22 protein-coding genes are annotated in these 19,630 nt (G+C 72.7%); 10 read left to right on the forward strand and 12 right to left on the reverse strand.

Features of this window, described 5'->3' with window-relative positions:
- Window positions 1-5: 5 nt before the first annotated feature.
- Together ACFU97_RS09355 and ACFU97_RS09360 are read right to left on the reverse strand one after the other, a co-directional pair.
- On the reverse strand, window positions 6-1,028 hold the full coding sequence (locus tag ACFU97_RS09355) for a phosphotransferase family protein (protein ID WP_384253073.1): 1,023 nt from the start codon (window positions 1,026-1,028) through the stop codon (window positions 6-8).
- A gap of 157 nt (window positions 1,029-1,185) precedes the next feature.
- Window positions 1,186-1,482: a hypothetical protein gene (locus tag ACFU97_RS09360; protein ID WP_384253076.1), complete on the reverse strand. Its 297-nt coding sequence runs from the start codon at window positions 1,480-1,482 to the stop codon at window positions 1,186-1,188.
- Window positions 1,483-1,595: 113 nt separating this feature from the next.
- Here ACFU97_RS09360 and ACFU97_RS09365 point away from each other — a divergent pair, with 113 nt between their 5' ends.
- Window positions 1,596-2,534, forward strand: a complete 939-nt coding sequence (locus ACFU97_RS09365) for an NADP-dependent oxidoreductase (protein WP_384253079.1) — start codon at window positions 1,596-1,598, stop codon at window positions 2,532-2,534.
- A gap of 120 nt (window positions 2,535-2,654) precedes the next feature.
- On the opposite strand, the gene ACFU97_RS09370 is transcribed toward ACFU97_RS09365, so the two are convergent.
- From ACFU97_RS09370 to ACFU97_RS09385, 4 genes are all read right to left on the reverse strand, one after another.
- Window positions 2,655-2,978, reverse strand: coding sequence for a DUF202 domain-containing protein (locus tag ACFU97_RS09370; protein ID WP_384253082.1), 324 nt, complete (start codon window positions 2,976-2,978; stop codon window positions 2,655-2,657).
- On the reverse strand, window positions 2,975-3,367 hold the full coding sequence (locus ACFU97_RS09375; RefSeq protein WP_384253085.1) for a YidH family protein: 393 nt from the start codon (window positions 3,365-3,367) through the stop codon (window positions 2,975-2,977). Before ACFU97_RS09375 ends, ACFU97_RS09370 begins: the two co-directional genes overlap by 4 nt.
- Before the next feature lie 10 nt (window positions 3,368-3,377).
- Entirely contained in the window at window positions 3,378-3,896 is a 519-nt protein-coding gene (locus tag ACFU97_RS09380) for an NUDIX hydrolase (RefSeq protein WP_384253088.1), read from the reverse strand.
- Between the two features lie 76 nt (window positions 3,897-3,972).
- Window positions 3,973-4,866: a DMT family transporter gene (locus tag ACFU97_RS09385; RefSeq protein ID WP_384253091.1), complete on the reverse strand. Its 894-nt coding sequence runs from the start codon at window positions 4,864-4,866 to the stop codon at window positions 3,973-3,975.
- A 309-nt stretch (window positions 4,867-5,175) separates the two neighbouring features.
- Here ACFU97_RS09385 and ACFU97_RS09390 point away from each other — a divergent pair, with 309 nt between their 5' ends.
- The 4 genes from ACFU97_RS09390 (at window position 5,176) to ACFU97_RS09405 (ending at window position 9,188) form a co-directional block, all read left to right on the forward strand.
- Window positions 5,176-6,126 carry a hypothetical protein gene (locus ACFU97_RS09390; protein ID WP_384253094.1) on the forward strand — a complete coding sequence of 317 codons (951 nt, stop codon included), beginning with the start codon at window positions 5,176-5,178 and terminating at the stop codon, window positions 6,124-6,126.
- A gap of 34 nt (window positions 6,127-6,160) precedes the next feature.
- On the forward strand, window positions 6,161-7,702 hold the full coding sequence (locus ACFU97_RS09395) for an APC family permease (protein ID WP_384253096.1): 1,542 nt from the start codon (window positions 6,161-6,163) through the stop codon (window positions 7,700-7,702).
- 123 nt (window positions 7,703-7,825) lie between these two features.
- The gene (locus ACFU97_RS09400; RefSeq protein ID WP_384253099.1) at window positions 7,826-8,578 is read left to right on the forward strand and encodes a molybdopterin-dependent oxidoreductase; all 753 of its coding nucleotides are present in this window, start codon (window positions 7,826-7,828) and stop codon (window positions 8,576-8,578) included.
- On the forward strand, window positions 8,562-9,188 hold the full coding sequence (locus ACFU97_RS09405; protein ID WP_384253102.1) for a cytochrome b/b6 domain-containing protein: 627 nt from the start codon (window positions 8,562-8,564) through the stop codon (window positions 9,186-9,188). Before ACFU97_RS09400 ends, ACFU97_RS09405 begins: the two co-directional genes overlap by 17 nt.
- Here the strand turns inward: ACFU97_RS09405 and ACFU97_RS09410 are convergent.
- The 5 genes from ACFU97_RS09410 to ACFU97_RS09430 form a co-directional block, all read right to left on the reverse strand.
- Window positions 9,126-10,196: a hypothetical protein gene (locus tag ACFU97_RS09410; RefSeq protein ID WP_384253105.1), complete on the reverse strand. Its 1,071-nt coding sequence runs from the start codon at window positions 10,194-10,196 to the stop codon at window positions 9,126-9,128. The genes ACFU97_RS09405 and ACFU97_RS09410 overlap by 63 nt on opposite strands.
- 173 nt (window positions 10,197-10,369) lie before the next feature.
- Window positions 10,370-11,395, reverse strand: coding sequence for an L-idonate 5-dehydrogenase (locus ACFU97_RS09415; RefSeq protein ID WP_384253108.1), 1,026 nt, complete (start codon window positions 11,393-11,395; stop codon window positions 10,370-10,372).
- A 35-nt stretch (window positions 11,396-11,430) separates the two neighbouring features.
- On the reverse strand, window positions 11,431-12,189 hold the full coding sequence (locus ACFU97_RS09420) for an SDR family oxidoreductase (protein WP_384253111.1): 759 nt from the start codon (window positions 12,187-12,189) through the stop codon (window positions 11,431-11,433).
- Between the two features lie 10 nt (window positions 12,190-12,199).
- Window positions 12,200-13,597, reverse strand: a complete 1,398-nt coding sequence (locus ACFU97_RS09425; protein ID WP_384253114.1) for a GntP family permease — start codon at window positions 13,595-13,597, stop codon at window positions 12,200-12,202.
- Window positions 13,598-13,638: 41 nt separating this feature from the next.
- Window positions 13,639-14,157, reverse strand: a complete 519-nt coding sequence (locus tag ACFU97_RS09430) for a gluconokinase (protein WP_384253117.1) — start codon at window positions 14,155-14,157, stop codon at window positions 13,639-13,641.
- A gap of 148 nt (window positions 14,158-14,305) precedes the next feature.
- Between ACFU97_RS09430 and ACFU97_RS09435 the strand changes: the two genes are divergently transcribed.
- Complete coding sequence (locus ACFU97_RS09435; protein WP_384253120.1) at window positions 14,306-15,007, forward strand: FadR/GntR family transcriptional regulator; 702 nt, start codon at window positions 14,306-14,308, stop codon at window positions 15,005-15,007.
- A 33-nt stretch (window positions 15,008-15,040) separates the two neighbouring features.
- Here ACFU97_RS09435 and ACFU97_RS09440 read toward each other — a convergent pair whose 3' ends face one another.
- Entirely contained in the window at window positions 15,041-15,463 is a 423-nt protein-coding gene (locus tag ACFU97_RS09440) for a YchJ family protein (protein WP_384253123.1), read from the reverse strand.
- A 372-nt stretch (window positions 15,464-15,835) separates the two neighbouring features.
- Here ACFU97_RS09440 and ACFU97_RS09445 point away from each other — a divergent pair, with 372 nt between their 5' ends.
- The 4 genes from ACFU97_RS09445 to ACFU97_RS09460 all read left to right on the forward strand — a co-directional run.
- Window positions 15,836-17,701 (forward strand): phage tail sheath subtilisin-like domain-containing protein, encoded by a 1,866-nt coding sequence (locus ACFU97_RS09445; protein WP_384253125.1) that lies wholly within the window; start codon window positions 15,836-15,838, stop codon window positions 17,699-17,701.
- A 34-nt stretch (window positions 17,702-17,735) separates the two neighbouring features.
- Window positions 17,736-18,260 carry a phage tail protein gene (locus ACFU97_RS09450; RefSeq protein WP_016434446.1) on the forward strand — a complete coding sequence of 175 codons (525 nt, stop codon included), beginning with the start codon at window positions 17,736-17,738 and terminating at the stop codon, window positions 18,258-18,260.
- A gap of 32 nt (window positions 18,261-18,292) precedes the next feature.
- The gene (locus tag ACFU97_RS09455; RefSeq protein ID WP_384253129.1) at window positions 18,293-19,021 is read left to right on the forward strand and encodes a hypothetical protein; all 729 of its coding nucleotides are present in this window, start codon (window positions 18,293-18,295) and stop codon (window positions 19,019-19,021) included.
- Window positions 19,014-19,630 (forward strand): hypothetical protein (locus tag ACFU97_RS09460; protein ID WP_384253132.1); only part of this gene is annotated, 617 nt, incomplete at its 3' end. The genes ACFU97_RS09455 and ACFU97_RS09460, both read left to right, overlap by 8 nt.

Consider the following 19,630-nt stretch of genomic DNA (forward strand, 5'->3'; position numbering starts at 1 on the left):
ACGGATCAGCCTTCCTGAAGAGTGGTCAGGCCGTGCTCGATGAACACAGGCACCAGGTCGCCGATGCGGTCGAAGCCGCGGCCGACCGTCTGGCCCAGGGTGTAGCGGTAGTGGATGCCCTCCAGGATCACGGCGAGTTTGAACCAGGCGAACGCCGTGTACCAGGAGACCGCGGAGACGTCGCGCCCCGAGCGCGCGGCGTACCGCTCGATCAGCTCGGCCGGGTCCGGGTGCCCGGGCGCCTCGGCCGTGGTGGAGACGGGGGACTTCGGCAGCCCCAGCGGCATGCTGTACATGACCAGCAGGCCGAGGTCGGTGAGCGGGTCGCCCAGCGTGGACATCTCCCAGTCGAGGATCGCCTTGATGTGGTCGTCGTCACCGATCAGGACGTTGTCCAGCCGGTAGTCGCCGTGGACCACCGCCGGCGCGGGCGACTGGGGCAGGTGCCGGCCGAGCGTGGCGTGCAACTCGTCGATGCCGGCCAGGTCGCGGTTGCGGGAGGCGTCCAGCTGCTTGCCCCAGCGGCGCAGCTGCCGGTCCAGGAAGCCCTCGGGGCGGCCGAAGTCGGCGAGGCCCACCTCGGCGGGGTCCACCGCGTGCAGCTCCACCAGGGTGTCCACCAGGGACAGCACGGCGTCCCGGGTGCGGTCCGGGCCGAGCGGGGCGAGCTGGTCGGCGGTGCGGTACGGCGTGCCCTTCACGAACTCCATGACGTAGAAGGGGGAGCCGAGCACCTCCTCGTCCTCGCACAGCAGGATCGGGCGCGGCACGGGGACGTTCGTCGGGTGCAGCGCGCTGATCACGCGGTGCTCGCGCTTCATGTCGTGCGCGGTGGCCAGCACATGGCCGAGCGGGGGCCGCCGCACGACCCAGCGGGAGGTGCCGTCCGAGACCGAGTACGTGAGGTTCGACCGTCCGCCCTCGATCAGCCGGCCGGTCAGGGGGCCGTGCACCAGACCGGGCCGCTCCTGGTCGAGCAGGCCGCGCAGCCGGTCGAGATCGAGACCTGGCGGGTGGTCGGGGCTCATCGGTGCTCCTTCGCGGGCGCGTCAACGTGTCCCGACCAATGATGCCGACCGGTCGGTATGCCGTCCAGTGCGGAAGCCGAACGTGATCCGGGCCACGATAGGCCGACAGCTCCCCGCGCGGTGGTGCGGGGAGCTGTCGGCGGGTCCTCGGCAGGCGTCAGTGGTCGTCCCAGTGGCCGTTGTGCACGGCGTGCCGGTGCCCGTCGTGGAGGTAGTCGACGTGGTCGCCGTGCAGGACGCTCTCGTGGCCGCAGCCGTCGCCGTGCCGGTGGTCGTGGCCCTCGTGCGGGACGTGCCCCTCGGCCTCGCACTCGTCCCAGTGGCCGCCGTGCTCCCGGTGCAGATGGCCGCCGTGCGCGTAGTCGACGTGGTCGCCGTGCGGCACCTTCGTGTGGCCGCAGTCCGGGCCGTGCTCGTGTGCGTGGGAGGCGTGTTCCTGATGGAGGGTGGTCATCGTGCTCACCTTCAGGGGTACGGGGTGATGACGACGCACAGGCTGCCACGCATTCGCCGCATATCAAGGCATCCCGGTTGCGTGGCGCCGGGGGACCCCGGAGGGTCGGTGGCATGAAGGGCATCAGCTACAGCCGGTACGGCGGACCCGACGTGCTCGAGTACGGCGAGGTGCGCGACCCGAAGGTCGGCCCCGACGCGGTACTGGTCGAGGTCCGGGCGGCCGCGGTCAACCCCGTCGACTGGAAGTGCCGCGAGGGGTATCTGGACCCGATGGTCGACGCCGTCTTCCCGGTGGTGCCCGGCTGGGACGTCTCCGGCGTGGTGGTGCGACCGGGCGTCTCCGTACGGGAGTTCACGGCGGGGGAGGAGGTCGTCGGGTACGTGCGCGAGGACTTCCTCGCGCGGGGCACCTTCGCCGAGTACGTCGCCGCGCCGGTGCGCACGCTCGCGCGCAAGCCGCGCAACCTCTCCTTCGAGGAGGCGGCCGGGCTGCCGCTGGCGGGACTCACCGCCTACCAGGTGCTCGTCAAGGCGCTTCAGGTCAGGCGGGGGGAGACGGTGCTGGTGCACGCGGCCGCGGGCGGCGTCGGCTCGATCGCCGTCCAGTTGGTCCGGCACCTCGGTGGCCGACCGATCGGCACGGCGAGCGAACGCAACCACGACTTCCTGCGCGGGCTCGGCTGCGAGCCGGTGGCGTACGGCGACGGGCTGGCCGAGCGGGTGCGCGGGCTGGCCCCCGAGGGCGTGGACGCCGTCCTCGACACGGTCGGCGGCGACGCGCTGAAGGTCTCGGCCGCCCTGCTCGCCCCCGAGGGCCGCCTGGCATCGATCGCCGACGGCGAGGTCACCGCCTACGGCGGCCCGTACTGCTGGGTCCGCCCGGACGCCCAGGACCTGCTCCACCTCACCGAACTCGTGGAACAGGGCGCCCTGACCGTCCACGTGTCCCGGACGTTCCCCCTGGAACGCGCGGCGGAGGCCCACCGCCTCAGCCAGGAGGGCCGCACCCGAGGCAAGATCGTGGTGACGGTTCCCGAACGGGGCCGGTAGAGGTCCGGAGAGACCGGTCCGGGGGAGGGGTGCGAGAGGTACCCGACGGCAGGAGGCGAGACGCACGGGCCCGCGGCAACCGATGCGTTCCGGTCCGGGGCAGGTGAGAGTTGCCGGACGCTAGAGCACCAGCGCCGCCCCGCACACCGCCATGGCCACCGTGCACAGGATGGCGGCCGTGGCGTGGCGGGGGGTGAGGGGGCGGGGGCTGGGGGTTGCGGCGAGGGTGCGGATGCGGTGGTGGGCCACCAGGAGGAAGCCCAGCCAGAGGGCGCAGACGAGGGCGCAGGCGACGACCCCCGCCGCGGAGGCGCCGCCGTGCAGAGCGGTCTTCGCGGCGAGGACCGCGGCGACCGTGCTCGCCAGGGTCGTACGCCGCCAGGCCAGACGGGTGCGCTCCGGCTGCAGGCCGGGGTCCCGCTCGGGGGCGGCGCCGGCGCTCATCCCTCCCACCCGACGATCACGACCACCACCATCGCGATCGCGACCACGGCGACCACGACGCTCAGCACCGCCGGGAACCGGGAGACCGGCAGGTCCTCCCCTCGGCGCATCGCCCGCTCGCAGCGCATCCAGTGGTTGACCGCCCGCAGGGAGCACAGCGCGCCCGCGCCGAGCAGCGCGAGCGCCAGCCCGACCCGCCAGGCCCAGCGCAGGTCCGGCAGGAACTGGTCCACCGCGAACCCGCCGCCGATCAGGGCGAGCGCCGTCCGCACCCAGGCCAGGAAGGTGCGCTCGTTCGCCAGCGAGAAGCGGTAGTCGGGCGTGCTGCCCTCCTCACGCACCTCCTCGGGCGCGAACCACAGGCGGACGTTCCGTACGAATGCGCTCACGCCAAGGACCTTATCCGGCGGACCGGAACGCCTTCAGGCGCCGGTACGCCGCCAGCCCGTCCGGCACCCAGTCCCACTCCTCCAGACGCCGCTCCACCTCCGCCTCCGGCAGGAAGTCGTGCCAGGCCACCTCCTCGGCCTGCGGGCTGACCGGCAGCGCGCAGCGCACCTCGTACACCGCCGACCACCAGCTGTGGCCGGCGCCGTCGTCGTAGAGGAACTTGAAGCGGAAGCGGGGGCTCGGGAGGCCGGAGACGCCGAGCTCCTCCTCGGCCTCGCGCAGCGCCGCGTCGTCGTAGGACTCGCCCGCGCCGACCACGCCGCCGACGAACATGTCGTAGCGGGAGGGGAAGACCAGCTTGGTCGGGGTGCGGCGGTGGACGAACAGGCGGCCCTGCGCGTCCCTGGCCTCGATGAACACGCAGCGGTGGCGCAGGCCCTGGGCGTATGCCTCGCCGCGCGGGGACTGCCGGACGACCTGGTCGTGCTCGTCGACGATGTCGAGGATCTCGTCTGCGGGGCTCGTCATACGGCCATCCAAGCAGGACGGCGCCGGTCCGGCCGAGGGTGCCGGGCCAGCCGGTCCGGCCGAGGTTCCGGACCCGCTACTGCGCCTGGAGGTCCCGGACCCGCTCCGGGCGGGCCGCGCCGCTCGGCATGCAGGGGTGCAGCCCCAGCAGCACGATGCCGCCGACGATCGCGGCGAGACCGGCCGCCTCCCAGGCGAGCGCGCCCGCGTCGGTGCGCAGCCGGTCACCGAGGAAGCCGACCCCGCAGGCGATGCCCGCGAGGGGCTGCGCGGCGGTGAGGGCGGGCAGCGACATCCGCAGGGGCGCGGTCTCGAAGGCGCTCTGGACCAGGACCAGGCCGGTGACGCCGATGACGGCGACGCCGTACGGCTGCCAGGTGGTGACCAGGTCGGTCAGGCCACCCGCGGAGAACCGCTGCCCGCTGATCCGGGTGAGGGCGTCCTGGACGCCGTAGAGGAGGCCCGCGGCGAGGGCGAGGAGGACCGGGCCCGCGCTGAGCCGCGAGCGCTTCGCGAACGTCGTCAGCAGGAGCGCGAGGCCGACCATGGCGCCGATGATCAGCCAGTGCCGGAAGGGGTCGCTCACCGCGGTGCCGCCGCGCGGCCGGCCCGCGACGATGAAGGCGGTGACGCCGCCCGCGAGCAGGGCCAGGCCCGTCCAGCCCTGGCGGCCGAGCGACTGCCGGGTCTGCAGCCGGGACAGCCCCAGCGCGAACAGGAGGTTGGTGGCCAGGAGCGGCTCGACCAGGGAGATCTCGCCCTGGCTCAGCGCGATCGCGCCGAGGACCATGCCGGCCACCATCAGGGCGATACCGCCGAGCCAGCGCGGCACCTGCATCAGGTCGACGAGCAGGCGTGGCGAGAGGAAGTCGCTGAGGGGTGCCCGCTGGGCCGCGTTCTGCTGGAGCACGAATCCGAGGCCGAGGCAGCATGCCGCGCTCACGGCGAGGATCAGAACCAGAACGGACACGCGCGTACCTCGATCGTCGGGGTGGGGTCTCGGGGTGCGTTTGGGTGACTGTAGCGTCCCCTCGCCGTCCCGTCATGGTGAAGCGGTCCTCCCGTCGCCGCCATGGCGTACGCCACATGCGGGAAACGGATATTCGACGAGGCAGGGGGGCGTTCGGTTCTAAGTACCCCTTCTGTCACGGGAGTTGACGCGTGTAACACCCGTTCGTCCCTTGACGTCAACCGATGGCTGCGGGTTTGCTGTCCGTGACCAGTCGACGGCACATCGATATCAGGCGACGAGCAGCGTCGCGTGAGGACGTTTCCCGCGGTGTCTCCACCCCCGCCACCTCTCGGCCGGGGCCGCAAGCGCGCGGCCCAGGCCCTCGACGCGGCGCTGGACGACGCCGGGCTGCACGCGGCCCGCGCCGCACTGGCGCAGGGCCGGTGGCAGGCCGCCCGGTCGCTGCTCGTCCAGACGGGTGACGACTGGGACCGCCGCGGCCACCGGGTCACCGTGCTCGCGCTGGAGCCCTACGCGCAGGCGTGGGCCCGCGACTGGCTGCTCGCCGAACCCGACTCCACCGACGCCGCCCTGCTGCTCGCCCTTGCGCAGGTCCAGCGCGCCCTGTGCGGCAAGGAGAAGCCGGAGCGCGCCCGCGAGGCCTGCCGGGCCGCCGCGGACCGGGTGCCCGCCGACCCCACGCCCTGGCTCGGCCTGCTCATGCTGGAGCGCGGGACCGGCAACGGCGACGACACCGCCCGCCTCTTCGACCAGGTCCGCGGCCGCTATCCCGACCACCACCACGCCCACCACCTGATGGTCGCCCACCTCGCCGAACGGCACCCCGGCGCAGGACCCGACCCGCTGCACGAGGTCTACGACTTCGCCAACTGGGCCGCCGAGCAGGCCCCCGCCGACTCCCCGCTCGCCATCCTGCCGGTCGTCGCGCACGCCGAGCGCTACCGCGTCCTCGCCGCCGCCGGGCACGCGTCCCCGGACCCCGTCGCCTCGGGCCACTGGAGCGGACGCCGTGCCCGGCAGGTGATGAAGGCAGCCTTCGACTGGTGGCTGGAGTGGGAGCACGAGGGCCACCCGCGCCGCCTGGTCGACCTCAACTTCCTCGCCCACGCCAAGTTCTGCGAGGGCCGGGGCGCCGAGGCCGCCGCCCTCTTCCACCGCATCGGCGAGCACGCCACCCCGGCTCCGTGGTCGTACCCGGACCGCGATCCGCACTCCGCCTTCCGTGCCGCGCGCGCCGCCGCGCTCGGCACGGCATGACACTCCCGACTCCGACAGAAGGACGGTCCCCGCGATGACCACGGGCAGTTCCAGCGCGAGCAGATCCACCTCCGACGGCATCAGCACCTATCTGGGCGAGGAGCGCGCCCTGCGCGCCGACCGCCTCGGCACGGGGGGCCTGCTGCTCTCCGTGCTCGCCGCGACCGCCCCGCTCATGGTGGTCGCCGGTGTCATGCCCACCACATTCGCGGTGATGGGCATCGTCGGGCAGCCGCTGCTGTTCGTCGCCCTCGGCGTGGTCCTGATCCTGTTCAGCGTCGGCTACGCCGAGATGAGCCGGCACGTCCACAACGCGGGCGCCTTCTACGCCTACATCTCCCGCGGCCTCGGCGGCACGGCCGGAGCGAGCGCGGCCCTGGTGGCCCTGGTCGCCTACAACGCGCTCCAGGTGGGCATCTACGGCATCTTCGGCTTCGAGGTGTCCGGGCTCCTGGACAAGTACGCCGACCTGACGGTCGCCTGGTGGATACCGTCGCTGGTGGCCCTCGTGGTCGTCGGTCTGCTGGGCTGGCTGAAGATCGACGTCAACGCGCGCGTGCTCGGTGTGCTGCTGGTCATCGAGGTGATCCTGGTGGTGATCTTCGACGCCGCGGCGATCGGCGACCCCGCCGGGGAGGGCCTGTCGCTGCACGCCTTCAACCCGGACACGCTCAGCGGCGCGGGCGTCGGCACCGCGCTGTGCTTCTGCATCGCGGCCTTCCTCGGCTTCGAGCAGGCGCCCGTGTACGCGGAGGAGACCAGCCGCCCGCACATCCTGGTCCCGCGCGTGATGTTCTACGCCGTCGGCGGCGTCGCCGTCTTCTTCGCGCTCAGCAGCTGGGCGCTGACCGTGGCCGCCGGCCCCTCGAAGGTCGTCGGCGTGGCGCAGAAGGAGAGCGCCGGCATGCTCTTCTCGCTGACCGACGCCCGGCTGGGCGGAGCCTTCACCGACGTACTGCACGTCCTGTTCGTGACCGGCATGTTCGCGGCCATGCTCAGCTTCCACAACGTCGTCGCCCGCTACACCTTCGCGATGGGCCGCGAGGGACTGCTCCCGCGCACCTTCGGCCGGACCACCGGCTCCAGCGGCGCCCCCGGCACCGGCTCCCTGCTGCAGACGGCCGTGGCGGCGGTGGTCGTGATCGTCTTCGCGGTCGCCGACGACAAGCCCACCGGGGACCCGACCGCGCCCGTCCTGCACCTGTTCACCTGGTTCGGCAACATCGGTGCGCTCGGCGTGATCCTGCTGATGGCGGCCGCCTCGGCGTCGGTCATCGTATTCTTCGCCCGGCGCGGGGCCGCCGGCGCCCAGTCCTGGCGGCTGGTCACCTCCGCGCTCGCAGGCCTCGCGCTGCTGGTGATCGCCTTCTACACGGTCAAGGACTTCGACGTCCTGGTCGGCGCGGGCCCCGGTTCGGCGCTGAGCTGGGTGCTGCCCGGCATCATCGGGCTCGCCCTGGCCGTCGGCCTGGCCCAGGGCCTCTACCTGCGCTCCCGCTCGCCCGAGGCGCACGCGCGCATCGGGCTCGGCAACGAGGCGTTCCAGCTGGACAAGGCGGCGCAGGAGACCCCGTAGGGCCGCCCTCGGGAGACTCGCTCGGTGCGCCGGTTTCTGAGGAGCCGGTAAGAAGATGACGGAATCCTGACGAGCACCCGCGATCCCTGGCTCCGCCGGGGCCGCGGGTGTTCGAATGGATACGTGAACTCCGAACAGCCCGAGGAGCCCGGCGCGCCGCGGCCCTCGGCGGAACGCGGCACTCCGATCGGCCGCCGGGTCCTGCTCGGCACCATCGGCCTCGGTGCCCTCGGCGTGGTCGCCGCGCCCGGACTGCAGCGCGCGCTCGAAGGATTCCTGGGCGCCGCGGCCGACAAGGACCCCACCGGCCTGACCGGCCTGCTGCCCAACGGCGGCGGCTTCCGCTACTACTCCGTCGCCTCCTCCGTGCCGCACAAGAACGCCTCGGACTACCGCCTCACCGTCGACGGCCTGGTGGACCACCCGAAGACGTACACGCTCGACGACCTGCGCGCCCTGCCGCAGACCAAGCTGGTCAAGGACGTCCAGTGCGTCACCGGCTGGCGGGTCCCCGACACCCCCTTCGAGGGCGTGCGCCTGTCCCGGCTGCTGGACGCCGCCGGGGTGCACGGCTCGGCGGGCGCCGTCCGCTTCACCTGCTTCGACGGCACGTACAGCGAGAGCCTCACCCTCGACCAGGCGCGCCGCTCCGACGTGATGGTGGCGCTGCGCATGCAGAACAAGGACATCGGCCACGCCCACGGCGGCCCGGTCCGCCTCTACGTGGCCCCGATGTACTTCTACAAGTCCGCCAAGTGGCTCTCCGGGATCACCGTGACCCGCAAGGTGCGGCCGGGCTACTGGGAGCATCTCGGCTACGACGTCGACGCCTGGGTCGGCCGCTCGAACGGACGCGACGATGACCCTACGAGCTGAGGCGCGCACCCGGCCGGCCGCCGAGATCCGCCGGTTCGGGCCCGCACAGCGCTGGGTGCACCGCACGACGGCCCTGCTGATGGGCGTGTGCGTGGTGACGGCGGCCTTCCTCTACATCCCGCAGTTCGCCGAACTGGTCGGCCGCCGCGAGCTGGTGGTCCGCATCCACGAGTGCGCCGGGATCGCCCTGCCCGTGCCGGTCCTGGTCGGCCTCTTCTCCCGCCACTTCCGCGCGGACCTCGGGCACCTGAACCGCTTCGGGCCGCACGACAAGGTCTGGCTGCGCGCGGCCCTGCGCCGCGACAAGCGCCGCTCCTCACGGCCGGCGGCCAAGTTCAACGCCGGGCAGAAGATCTACGCGGCCTGGATCGCCGGTGCGTCGCTGGTGATGCTCGGCACGGGCCTGATCATGTGGTTCACCCATCTCACCCCGATCATGTGGCGCACCAGCGCGACCTTCGTCCACGACTGGCTCGCCCTGACCGTCGGGATCGTGCTCGCCGGGCACATCGGCATGGCGATCGGGGACCCGCAGGCCCGCCGCGGGCTACGGACCGGACGGGTCGACCGGGAGTGGGCCGAGCGTGAGCACCCCCTGTGGCGTCCCTGACGACTCGCCCGGCGACTGCACCACGGCGGGCGCCGCGACCGTGAAGGCGTCCGGCAGCCGCACCTCCGTACCGCCGTACCGGACGGCCACCTCGACCGTCCGCGGAGAGCCGTCCAGGGACGGCACCACGGCGGACAGCACCAGGCGGTCGCCCGAGCGGGACTGCGCCACGAGCGGCCCGGCGAGCTGCTGCCCGCCGATGGACAGGCTGCCGAACCGCAGCAGTTCGCTCTGGTCGAAGCAGGTGTCGCGCAGCTCGACGGTGACCGTGTCGCCCGGCTGCGCCGAGCCGTCGCCGCCGGTGCCGACGCCGGAGATCCCGTAGGCGCAGGCCGGGGCGGTGCCCGCGGAGGGCGTCAGCTGCACGGTCCCTGCCGGGTGCCGCCGGTGGAAGTCCAGCAGCGCGCCGAGCACGGCGTAGGCGGCTTGGCCCTTGCAGGTGCCGAGCGTGCCCGCCAGCTCGGCGTGGTCCTTGCCCACCGTGGTCCAGTCGCCGCTCCAGCCCTGCACGGCCAGGCACCCGGTGGCGAGGGCGCGCAGCACCCGCCACTCCGGGTCGGCGGACGCCTTGGGGATCACGTCGAGAGCGGCCCTGCACCGGTGCGGGTCGCGCAGCACGTCGTAGACGCTCGACGGGTCGGGCACCGAGTCGGCGTTCGGCGAGTCGGGACCGGACGGGAGCCAACCGGGGCTCACGAGAAGCCTGTTGACGGAGGTGGGCGCGGGGGAGGAGCGGCCGGGAGGCGCCGGCGTGGCCGTCCGCGGGTGGTCCGGAGTGCTCGGGGCCACGGTGCCGCTCGCCTCGCCGGCGGGCGACTGGCGCGGGGCGGGCGGCGCGGGAGCCGCGAGGGAGCGGGCGCTCTGCGACGGCCCGACCGTCACGATCCTGTCGTCCCCGCCTCCTCCGTGCGGCATGCCCCGTCCGCCACCGGTGAAGGCCGCGGCGGCGACCGCGACCGCTCCGGCCACGAGCAGCCCCGAGATACGCATTCCGAGGGAAACCGTCATGACGCCCCCCGACACATACGACTGCCGATCACACGTCCCCCGACACGCAACGCCCCCGACACACGTCCCCCGACACACACGACCCCCGGACGCCCGGGTCCAGGGGGTCTCCCCATCATCGGGCCGGCGGCGCTCCCGGGGAAGGCGTATTCCGGTGTTCCTCGGCCGGGATATCAGCCGCCGAAGTCCAGCAGGACCTTGCAGGAACGGCCGCGGTCCGCCGCGAGGGCGAACGCCGACTCGGCCTCCGCCACCGGGACCACCGCGCTGACCAGCCCGTCGAAGGCGGGCCCGGCCGCGAGCAGCCGCAGCGCCTCGTCGAACTCGGTGTCGAAGCGGAGCGCGCCCCGCAGCTCGATCTCACGGCTCACCACGAGGTTCCCGGCGAACGGGGTCGGGCCCGGTGGCAGCATGCCCAGCTGCACCACCACCCCGCCGCGGCGCACCAGGCGCAGACAGGTGTCGAGCCCGGCCGCCGCCCCGGACGCCTCCACCGCCACGTCCACCTCGTGCTCCGCGTCCGGCCATCCGGCGTCGGCCGGGTCGTCGGCGCGTACGACGGTGTCGGCGCCCGCGAGACGCGCGTACTCCAGGGCCGCCGGGAGGAGGTCGGTGACCGTGATCCGGGCGGCGCCGGCCGCTCTGGCCGCGGCGACGACCAGGCAGCCGATGGGGCCCGATCCGGTGACCAGGACGTGCTTGCCGGCCACCGCTCCGGCCCGCCGCACCGCGTGCAGTGCGACCGACAGCGGCTCGGCGAGCGCGGCCCGGCGCAGCCCCAGGCCCTCGGGCAGCGGCCTCAACTGCCCGGCGGGAACGGCGATGCGGGTCGCGAAACCGCCCTGTACGTGCGGGAAGCGCGCGGCGCTGCCCAGGTACCGGGTGTCACGGCAGATGTGCCGGCGCCCGGCGGCGCACTCGGGGCAACTTCCGCACGGGGTCGCCGGGTGCACCGCGACCGCCGTACCGGCGGCCGGGGCGGACGGGTCCGGGGAGCCGTAGGAGACGACCGTCCCGACCACCTCGTGGCCGAGCAGCAGGGGCTCCTTCAGGAGGAAGTCGCCGACGCCGCCGTGCCGCCAGTAGTGCAGGTCGGAGCCGCAGACACCGCCGTAGCGGACGGCGACGAGCGCCTCGCCGGGACCGGGCCGGGGGACCGGCAGTTCCTCGACGCGCAGGTCGCCCCGGCCGTGGATCACACACCCGAGTGCCCGCTCCGCGGCGGCCGGCCCCGTCACAGGACGCTCGTCATTCCGCCGTCGACGTACAGGATCTGCCCGGCGACGAAGTCCGCGGCGGGCGAGGCGAGGAACAGCAGCCCGCCCACCAGGTCCTCGGTGCGGCCCCAGCGGCCGGCGGGCGTGCGGCGGCGCACCCAGGCGCTGAACTCCTCGTCCTCGACGAGGGCCCGGGTCAGCTCGGTCTCGATGTAGCCGGGGCCGAGGCCGTTGACCTGGATGCCGTGCGGGCCCCAGTCGGCGCACATGCCCTTGGTGAGCATCTTCAGGGCGCCCTTGGTGGCCGCGTAGGGCGCGATGCCCGGGCGGGCCACCTCGCTCTGCAGCGAGCAGATGTTGACGATCTTGCCGTGACCGCGTTCCGTCATCCGGCGGGCCGCCTCGCGGCCGACCAGGAACGCGCTGGTGAGGTTGGTGTCCAGCACGCGGTGCCAGTCGGCGTCGGTGAACTCCAGGAGCGGGGCGCGCAGTTGCATGCCCGCGTTGTTGACCAGGATGTCCAGCGGGCCGACCCGCTGTTCGACGTCCGCGATGCCGGCGGCCACGGACGCGCCGTCGGTCACGTCGAACACGGCGGTGCGGACCTCGCCGGGCAGCTGCGCCGCCGCCTCGGCGAGGCGGCCGGCGTCGCGTCCGTTGAGGACCACCGTGCAGCCGGCCTCGGCCAGCCCCCGGGCCAGGGCGAGCCCGATGCCGCGGCTGGAGCCGGTGACCAGGGCCGTGCGGCCGCCGATGTCGAACAGCGGGTGACTCATCCGCGTACTCCTAGATGACCAGTGACAGGAGCAGGACCAGACCGCCCGCGACCACCGAGATGATCGTCTCCATGACGGACCAGGTCTTGACGGTCTCGCCGACGCTCAGCCCGAAGTACTCCTTCACCAGCCAGAAGCCGGCGTCGTTGACATGGCTGAAGAACAGCGAGCCGGCACCGATCGCCAGGACGAGCAGCGCGGCGTGCGTGGTCGACATGTCGGCCGCCAGCGGGGCCACCAGACCGGCCGCCGAGACCGTCGCCACCGTCGCCGAACCGGTCGCGAGACGGATGATCACCGCGATCAGCCAGCCCAGCAGCAGCGCCGGGATCGACCAGTCCTTGGAGATGTCCAGGATCATCTGGCCCACGCCCGAGTCGATCAGCGTCTGCTTGAAGCCGCCGCCCGCGGCGACGATCAGCAGGATGCCCGCGATGGGCATGAGGCCCTTCTCGACGGTGTCGCTGATCCGCTCCCGGGTGAACCCGGCGGCCCGGCCGAGCGTGAACATGCCGACGATGACGGCGGCGAGCAGGGCGATCAGCGGGTTGCCGACGACGTCGAAGACGCGCTGGGTGAGGTTGGTGGGGTCGTCCACCACGATGTCGACGAGCGCCTTCAGCAGCATCAGCACGACCGGCAGCAGCACGGTGGTCAGGGTGGCGCCGAAGCTCGGGCGCTTCTCCAGCTCCTCGGAGGCGCGCGGCGGCAGCATCCGCTCGGGGACCGGGGCGTCCACCCAGCGGGCCGCGACCTTCGAGAACAGCGGACCGGCGATGATCACCGTGGGTATCGCCACGAGGATGCCGAGCGCCAGCGTGACACCGAGGTTGGCCTTGACCGCGGCGATGGCGACCAGCGGGCCGGGGTGCGGCGGGATCAGGCCGTGCATCACGGACAGGCCCGCGAGCGCCGGGATGCCGACGCGCATCAGGTTGTAGTTGCCGCGCTTGGCGACCATGAGCACGACCGGGATCAGCAGCACGATGCCGACCTCGAAGAACAGCGGCAGGCCGATCACCGAGGCGATCAGGACCATCGCCCACGGCATGGACCGCCCGCTCGCCTTCGCGAGGATCGTGTCGACGATCTCGTCCGCGCCGCCGGAGTCGGCCAGCAGCTTGCCGAGGATCGAGCCCAGGGCGATCAGCACGCCCACGCTCGCGACGGTGGTGCCGAGCCCGGTGGTGAAGCTGACGATCACCTTGTCGAGGGGGGCTCCCGCGACCGCGCCGAGCACCAGCGAGCCGATCGTGAGGGAGAGGAAGGCATGCAGCTTGAACTTGGTGATGAGCACGACGATGACGGCGATGCCCACCAGTACGGCGATGCCCAGCTGGGCATGGCCGGCCGAGGTGATCGGCGGAGGTGCGTCCGCTGCCAGCATCTCGACGCTGAGTCTGGTCACGGTTTTTCCCTTGCAGGTACGGGGATGGGGGACGGGGGGTGTTACACGGCCGGGTGGGGGAGGCCTTCCAGCGCCTTCACGGCCCGTGCGGTGATCTCCTCGGGGCTCCCGGCGACGCTCACGGCGACGCCCGCCTCGTCCGGCTGGAGCGGTTCGAGCGTGGCGAACTGGGAGTCGAGCAGCGCGGTGGGCATGAAGTGGCCCTGCCGGTGCGACATCCGCTCCTCGACGAGGGCGCGGTCGCCGGTCAGATGGACGAAGACGACACCGGGGGCGGCGGCACGGAGCCGGTCGCGGTAGGACCGCTTCAGCGCCGAGCTGCTGACCACTCCACCGAGCCCGGCCCGCCCGTGCGCCCAGGCGCCGATGGCGTCGAGCCAGGGCCACCGGTCCGCGTCGTCGAGGGGGTGGCCGGCCGACATCTTGCGGATGTTGGCCTCCGGGTGGAAGTCGTCGCCCTCGGCGTACGGGACGCCGAACCTGGCCGCGAGAAGGGGACCGATGGTGGTCTTCCCGGTGCCTGCGACGCCCATCACCACGACGACATGGGGGGTGCTCATCGCTGCCTCACTGTCTGCTGTCTTCTTCGACACCTGATGTCGACCGGATGTCGACGACACTGAAACCGATTAGGTACGACGAATTCAAGAGTCTGTGACAAATAAGTCTGACTTTTTCTTCCCGTGATCTGCCCCGTACGCTGAGTGCATGAGCACACCGGGCCGGGGGCTGCACGGCCATGTACTGGACTCCCTCGGGCCCGCGATCACCGCGGGCGAGTACCCGCCGGGCAGCGTTCTGCGTACCGACGAGCTGGCACAGAGCTTCGACGTCTCACGCTCCGTGATGCGGGAGGCGGTGCGGGTGCTCGAGTCGATGCACCTGGTCGAGTCGCGCCGGCGCGTGGGCGTGACGGTCCGCCCGAAGGCCGAGTGGAACGTCTACGACCCCCAGGTCATCCGCTGGCGGCTGGCCGGCGCCGACCGTCCGCACCAGCTGCGCTCGCTGACCGTGCTGCGCTCGGCCGTCGAGCCGGTCGCCGCGGCCCTGGCCGCCCGGCACGCCTCCGCCGAGCAGTGCGCCGAGCTCACCGAGTGCGCGCTCGGCATGGTCGCCAACTCGCGCGGCCACCAGCTGGAGGCGTACCTCGTCCACGACATGGCCTTCCACCGGGTGATCCTGACGGCGTCGGGCAACGAGATGTTCGCGCGGCTCGGTGACGTCGTCGCCGAGGTCCTCGCGGGCCGCACCCACCACGAGGTCATGTTCGAGGACCCCGACCCGGCCGCCGTCACCCTGCACGTCCAGGTCGCCGAGGCGGTCCGGGCGGGCGACGCGGCCCGCGCCGAGCAGCTGACCCGGGAGATCACGGTGGGCGCGCTCCAGGAACTGGACATCCTGGCGCCCTAGGAATTGTCAGACGCTCCCAAGGGCCGGTGGGCGTCAGTCGAGGAACTCTCCGTCCACGTACACCCAGGCCCCCTCCACCCGCTCGAACCGGCTCCGCTCATGGAGCGATCCGCCCCTGAAGGACGCCCGGAACGTCACCGTGCCCGTGGTGTGGAAGGCGGAACCGTCCGTCGTGGCCAGGATCTCCAGGCCGGTCCACCGCATCCCCGGGTCGAGTTTGAGCTCCGCAGGACGGGTACTCGGGTGCCAAGTCCTCAGCAGATACGGCTCGTTGAGCTTCACGAAGGCGCAGTAGCGCGAACGCATCAGCGCCTCGGCCGTGGGCGCCGCGGCCTCACCCCGGTGGAATCGGCCACAGCACTTCTCGTACGTCTCCGCAAGACCGCAAGGGCAGGAGGGGTTGTGAACTGGGGCGGAGCCGTGCTGCCGCCGGGATTGCGAGGTACGTCGGGACATGAGGCCCATTCTGCTGCACCACGAGCTGTGTGAGATCTGTGAAGCGCCTGATCCGACACGCGCACATCGCGTGTGGGTCGTGAACACCGGTCTTCATCGAACCTCCTTTCGGGCTGGCGCGATCCCGCCTTGCTTGTGCAACCGTCAACTCCTCAAGGTGGAGGAGCACTTGAGCATCAGGAGTCACAAGCGTGGTTGCTTGGCCCGGACGGCAGTCCGCCCGGGACAATGACGGGGGAACGCTGACACGGGGTGCGCGGACCGGCGCGTCCTGACGCGTCGGGCGTCCGCGGCCTGCCGCTGTACCGAAACCTCTCCCTCTGCCGTCTCTTGGTGCCTTCGACCGGTGCCTGAAAAGGGATTGGAGGGGGAATGCCGACGAATGCCGTGAGCGCCGCGAGGCCGACGTATCCGGGCGTCTACGTCGAAGAGCTTCCCAGCAGCACCCGCACCATCTCCGCCGTGACCACGTCGGTGACCGCCTTCGTCGGGCACACCCGGCGCGGCCCGCTCAACGAGCCGGTACGCGTCACCGGATTCGCCGACTTCGAGCGGCGCTTCGGCGGGCTGAGCGCGCAGAGCCCGCTCGCCTACGCCGTGCACCAGTTCTTCGGCAACGGCGGCTCCGTCGCCGTGATCGTCCGGGTCGCCAAGGCCGGCAGCGGCAAGGCCGCGTGCGTCGTCCTGGAGTCCACCGAGGGCCACAGCGAGAGCCGTGTGCTGGAGGTCCACGCCAAGGAACCCGGCGTGTGGGGCAACGGCCTGCGCGTCGCCGTCGACTACGACACCACGGCCTGCGACGAGACCTTCAACCTGCGCGTCTACGACGCCAAGGGCGACGCCCGCGAGAGCTTCAACGGCCTGTCCATGGACGAGGGCAGCGGCAGCTACGCGCCCACCGTCGTCAACGCCGGCTCGCGCCTCATCCGCGTCGAGGCCGTCGGCGAGGGCCGGCCCGACCCGTCCGGCACCGTCTCCAAGCCGTTCGGCGACGAACTGCCCGACCTCGCCGTCGACCTGACGGTGAAGATCGGCGACGTGGAACGCGAGTTCCGGCTCTACGACGCCGATTGCGACGGCGAAGCCCCGTCCTCCGTCGCGGAGTTGGCGCTGCTGCTCGAACGCAAGCTGCGGGCGCTGCCCGACGCGCCGGGCAAGCACGCCTTCGCGGGCGTCGAGGTCACCGCCTTCGGCCGCCGCATCCAGGTGGTCGCCGGCTCCACCGACCCCGAGGACGTCGTCCGCTTCCTCGGCGAGTGCGCCAACGACCTGGGCCTGGAGGCCTCGGTCAACCCGCCCGTGTTCCCGCTGGAGGGCGGCGAGGACGGCGAGGCCCCCGGCCCGCGCGACCTCATCGGCTCCGAGGCCGGCAAGACCGGCATCCAGGCGCTGCGCGCCGTGGCCGACGTCAACCTGCTCTCCCTGCCGGAACTGGCGTCGTACGAGAAGATCGAGGACGCGCTCACCGTCGTCTCGGCCGCCGAGCGGCTGTGCGCGGAGCGGCGGATCTTCCTGCTGGTCGACGCGCCCGGCAGCTGGGTGAGCGTGGACTCGGCGCGTGCGGGGCTGTCCGCCTTCGACGCCGTCCGCGGCAACCACGCGGGGCTGTACTTCCCGCACCTCCAGCTCACCGACCCGCTCACCGGCCGGCTGCGCGCCTTCCCGCCGTCCGGCGCGGTCGCGGGCGTCATCGCGCGCACCGACTCCGAGCGCGGCGTCTGGAAGGCGCCCGCCGGCACCGAGGCGCAGCTCGTCGGGGTGCACTCGCTCACCGTCGACCTGACGGACCGGGAGACCGGGCTGCTCAACCCGCTCGGCGTCAACTGCCTGCGCACCTTCCCGCTCACCGGCCCGCTGGTGTGGGGCGCCCGCACTCTGGAGGGCTCCGACGCCCTCGGCAGCGCGTGGAAGTACGTGCCCGTGCGGCGGCTCGCGCTGCATGTGGAGGAGAGCCTCCAACGCGGCCTGCAGTGGGTGGTGTTCGAGCCCAACGACGAGAGCCTGTGGCAGCAGATCCGGCTGTCCGCCTCCTCGTACCTGCACACGCTCTTCCGCCAGGGCGCCTTCAAGGGCAGCACCCCGCGCGAGGCGTACTTCGTCAAGTGCGACAGCGAGACCACGACGGACGAGGACGTGGCGAACGGCGTCGTCAACGTGCTCGTCGGCATCGCGCCGGTCCGCCCGGCCGAGTTCGTGGTCGTCAAGATCCAGCAGACGTCGGGGCAGTTCGCGCTGTAGCGCCCGCAGACACATGGAGAGCTGAAGGAATCCGATGGCTGAGTTCACGGTCAACGCGCATCGATTCGACCCCTACAAGAACTTCAAGTTCCTGGTGCTGTGGGACGGTCGGACGGTCGCCGGCATCAGCAAGATCAGTCCGCTGAAGCGGACCACGGAGGTCGTCAAGCACCGGCACGGCGGCGACCCGTCCTCCCCGCGCAAGTCGCCGGGCCGCTCGGAGTTCGAGGGCATCACCCTGGAGCGCGGGGTCACCCACGACCCCGAGTTCGACCGCTGGGCCAACAAGGTCTGGCAGGTCGGCGCGGGTCTCGGCTCCGAGGTGTCCCTCGCGGACTTCCGCAAGGACATCGTCATCCAGGTCCTCAACGAGGCCGGCCAGGTCGCCGTCTCGCACAAGCTCTACCGGACCTGGCCGAGCGAGTACCAGGTCCTCGGCGAGATGGACGCCAACGCCAACGCGGTGGCCATCCAGTCGCTGAAGCTCGAGTGCGAGGGCTGGGAGCGGGACTACGAGGTGCCCGAGCCCGAGGAGCCCTCGTTCCTCAACCCGGCCTGACGGCGCGGCGGTCGAGGAAGCGGGGGGAGGACATGGCGATCACCGGGGCGGCCGAACTGCTGGCCGCCTGGGAGGCGGGGCTCGGCGAGGCATCCGTCGGACGGGCACTGCTGCTGCACCGCGCGGCACGCCCGGACGTCGACGTCTCGCGGCTGCCCGCCGTCCCGGTGGGCGAGCGCGAGGCGGACCTGTTCGCGCTGCGCCGGGCGCTGTTCGGCGAGCGGATGCAGGTGCGCCTGGAGTGCACCGCCTGCGGCCAGGACATGGAGTTCGACCTGGACGCGGGTGAGCTCGCCGGATCGCTGGGCGGGCGCGGCGAGCAGGTCGTACGGGTCCAGGAGGGCGGCTGGGACGTCGAGTTCAGGCTGCCCGGGATCGCCGACCTGCAGGCCGCGGCCCGCGACGCGGACCCGCGGACGGCCCTGCTCGCCCGGTGCCTGGTCTCGGCGGCGCGCGCCGGCACCGCCGTGGCCGGCCCGGAGCTGCCCGCCGCGGTGCAGCGCCGGATCGCCGAGGCCGTGGAGGCCGCCGACCCGGGTGCCGACCTGGTGCTCGGCATCGCCTGCCCCGAGTGCGGCGAGGCCACCCGGGCCGAACTCGACATCGCCTCCTACCTGTGGACCGAACTGGACGCCTGGGCGCGGGACGTGCTGCTCGACGTCCACCTGCTCGCCACCGCCTACGGGTGGAGCGAGCCGGAGATCCTGGCGCTCAGCCCGACGCGGCGCCGCTACTACCTGGAGCTGTGTGCGGATGTCTGACTCTCGGGGCACCCCCGACTCCCCGGACCTCCCGGACTTCCTCGACCGGCTGATCGCGCGGCACACCGCCCCGCGACCGGCCGCGGTGCGGGTGCGGCCCCGGCTGCCCGGCCCGTTCGAGCGCGTCGAGGCGGTACGGCCGCGGGCGGCGGCGCCCGAGGACGACGCCCTGCTGTGGCCCGCGGCACCGGCGGCCGCACCGCCGGCGGACGCCCCGTGGACCGCGGCGGGGGAGACCCGCACGCACACCGAACGGGAGCACACCGTCGTGCGCACCGAGCACGCACCGGCCGGCCCGGACCCGCGTCCGGCCGCGCCGGCCCGCGCCGAGGCGCCCCTGCTGCGTCCCGCCGCGCCGCTCGCCCCGGGGCCCAGGCCCCTGGCCGACCCGGCACGGCGGGCGGCGGGGCGGGGCCGCGCGGCGCAGCAGCACCCGGCACAGACCGCGGTCTCCGGGCCCATCCCCCCGGGAGCGGAGACCGCCCCTCACGCCGTGGCGGGGGGGGTGGGAACCCACGGCGCCAACAAGGGGGGGACAAACAAAGCCACACAGGAGACCGCACACCCGGGCCCCCAGAAAGTCGCCCAAAAAATGGTCCCAGGGGAAAA

This window comes from Streptomyces sp. NPDC057616 (genome assembly GCF_042800575.1).
Classification (GTDB): domain Bacteria; phylum Actinomycetota; class Actinomycetes; order Streptomycetales; family Streptomycetaceae; genus Streptomyces.

Coding starts and splice junctions, on each gene's coding strand:
- ACFU97_RS09355 (WP_384253073.1), bottom strand. CDS start 1,028: ATGAGCCCCGACCACCCGCCAGGTCTCGATCTCGACCGGCTGCGCGGC.
- ACFU97_RS09360 (WP_384253076.1), bottom strand. CDS start 1,482: ATGACCACCCTCCATCAGGAACACGCCTCCCACGCACACGAGCACGGC.
- ACFU97_RS09365 (WP_384253079.1), top strand. CDS start 1,596: ATGAAGGGCATCAGCTACAGCCGGTACGGCGGACCCGACGTGCTCGAG.
- ACFU97_RS09370 (WP_384253082.1), bottom strand. CDS start 2,978: ATGAGCGCCGGCGCCGCCCCCGAGCGGGACCCCGGCCTGCAGCCGGAG.
- ACFU97_RS09380 (WP_384253088.1), bottom strand. CDS start 3,896: ATGACGAGCCCCGCAGACGAGATCCTCGACATCGTCGACGAGCACGAC.
- ACFU97_RS09395 (WP_384253096.1), top strand. CDS start 6,161: ATGACCACGGGCAGTTCCAGCGCGAGCAGATCCACCTCCGACGGCATC.
- ACFU97_RS09405 (WP_384253102.1), top strand. CDS start 8,562: ATGACCCTACGAGCTGAGGCGCGCACCCGGCCGGCCGCCGAGATCCGC.
- ACFU97_RS09410 (WP_384253105.1), bottom strand. CDS start 10,196: ATGACGGTTTCCCTCGGAATGCGTATCTCGGGGCTGCTCGTGGCCGGA.
- ACFU97_RS09420 (WP_384253111.1), bottom strand. CDS start 12,189: ATGAGTCACCCGCTGTTCGACATCGGCGGCCGCACGGCCCTGGTCACC.
- ACFU97_RS09430 (WP_384253117.1), bottom strand. CDS start 14,157: ATGAGCACCCCCCATGTCGTCGTGGTGATGGGCGTCGCAGGCACCGGG.
- ACFU97_RS09435 (WP_384253120.1), top strand. CDS start 14,306: ATGAGCACACCGGGCCGGGGGCTGCACGGCCATGTACTGGACTCCCTC.
- ACFU97_RS09440 (WP_384253123.1), bottom strand. CDS start 15,463: ATGTCCCGACGTACCTCGCAATCCCGGCGGCAGCACGGCTCCGCCCCA.
- ACFU97_RS09445 (WP_384253125.1), top strand. CDS start 15,836: ATGCCGACGAATGCCGTGAGCGCCGCGAGGCCGACGTATCCGGGCGTC.
- ACFU97_RS09450 (WP_016434446.1), top strand. CDS start 17,736: ATGGCTGAGTTCACGGTCAACGCGCATCGATTCGACCCCTACAAGAAC.
- ACFU97_RS09455 (WP_384253129.1), top strand. CDS start 18,293: ATGGCGATCACCGGGGCGGCCGAACTGCTGGCCGCCTGGGAGGCGGGG.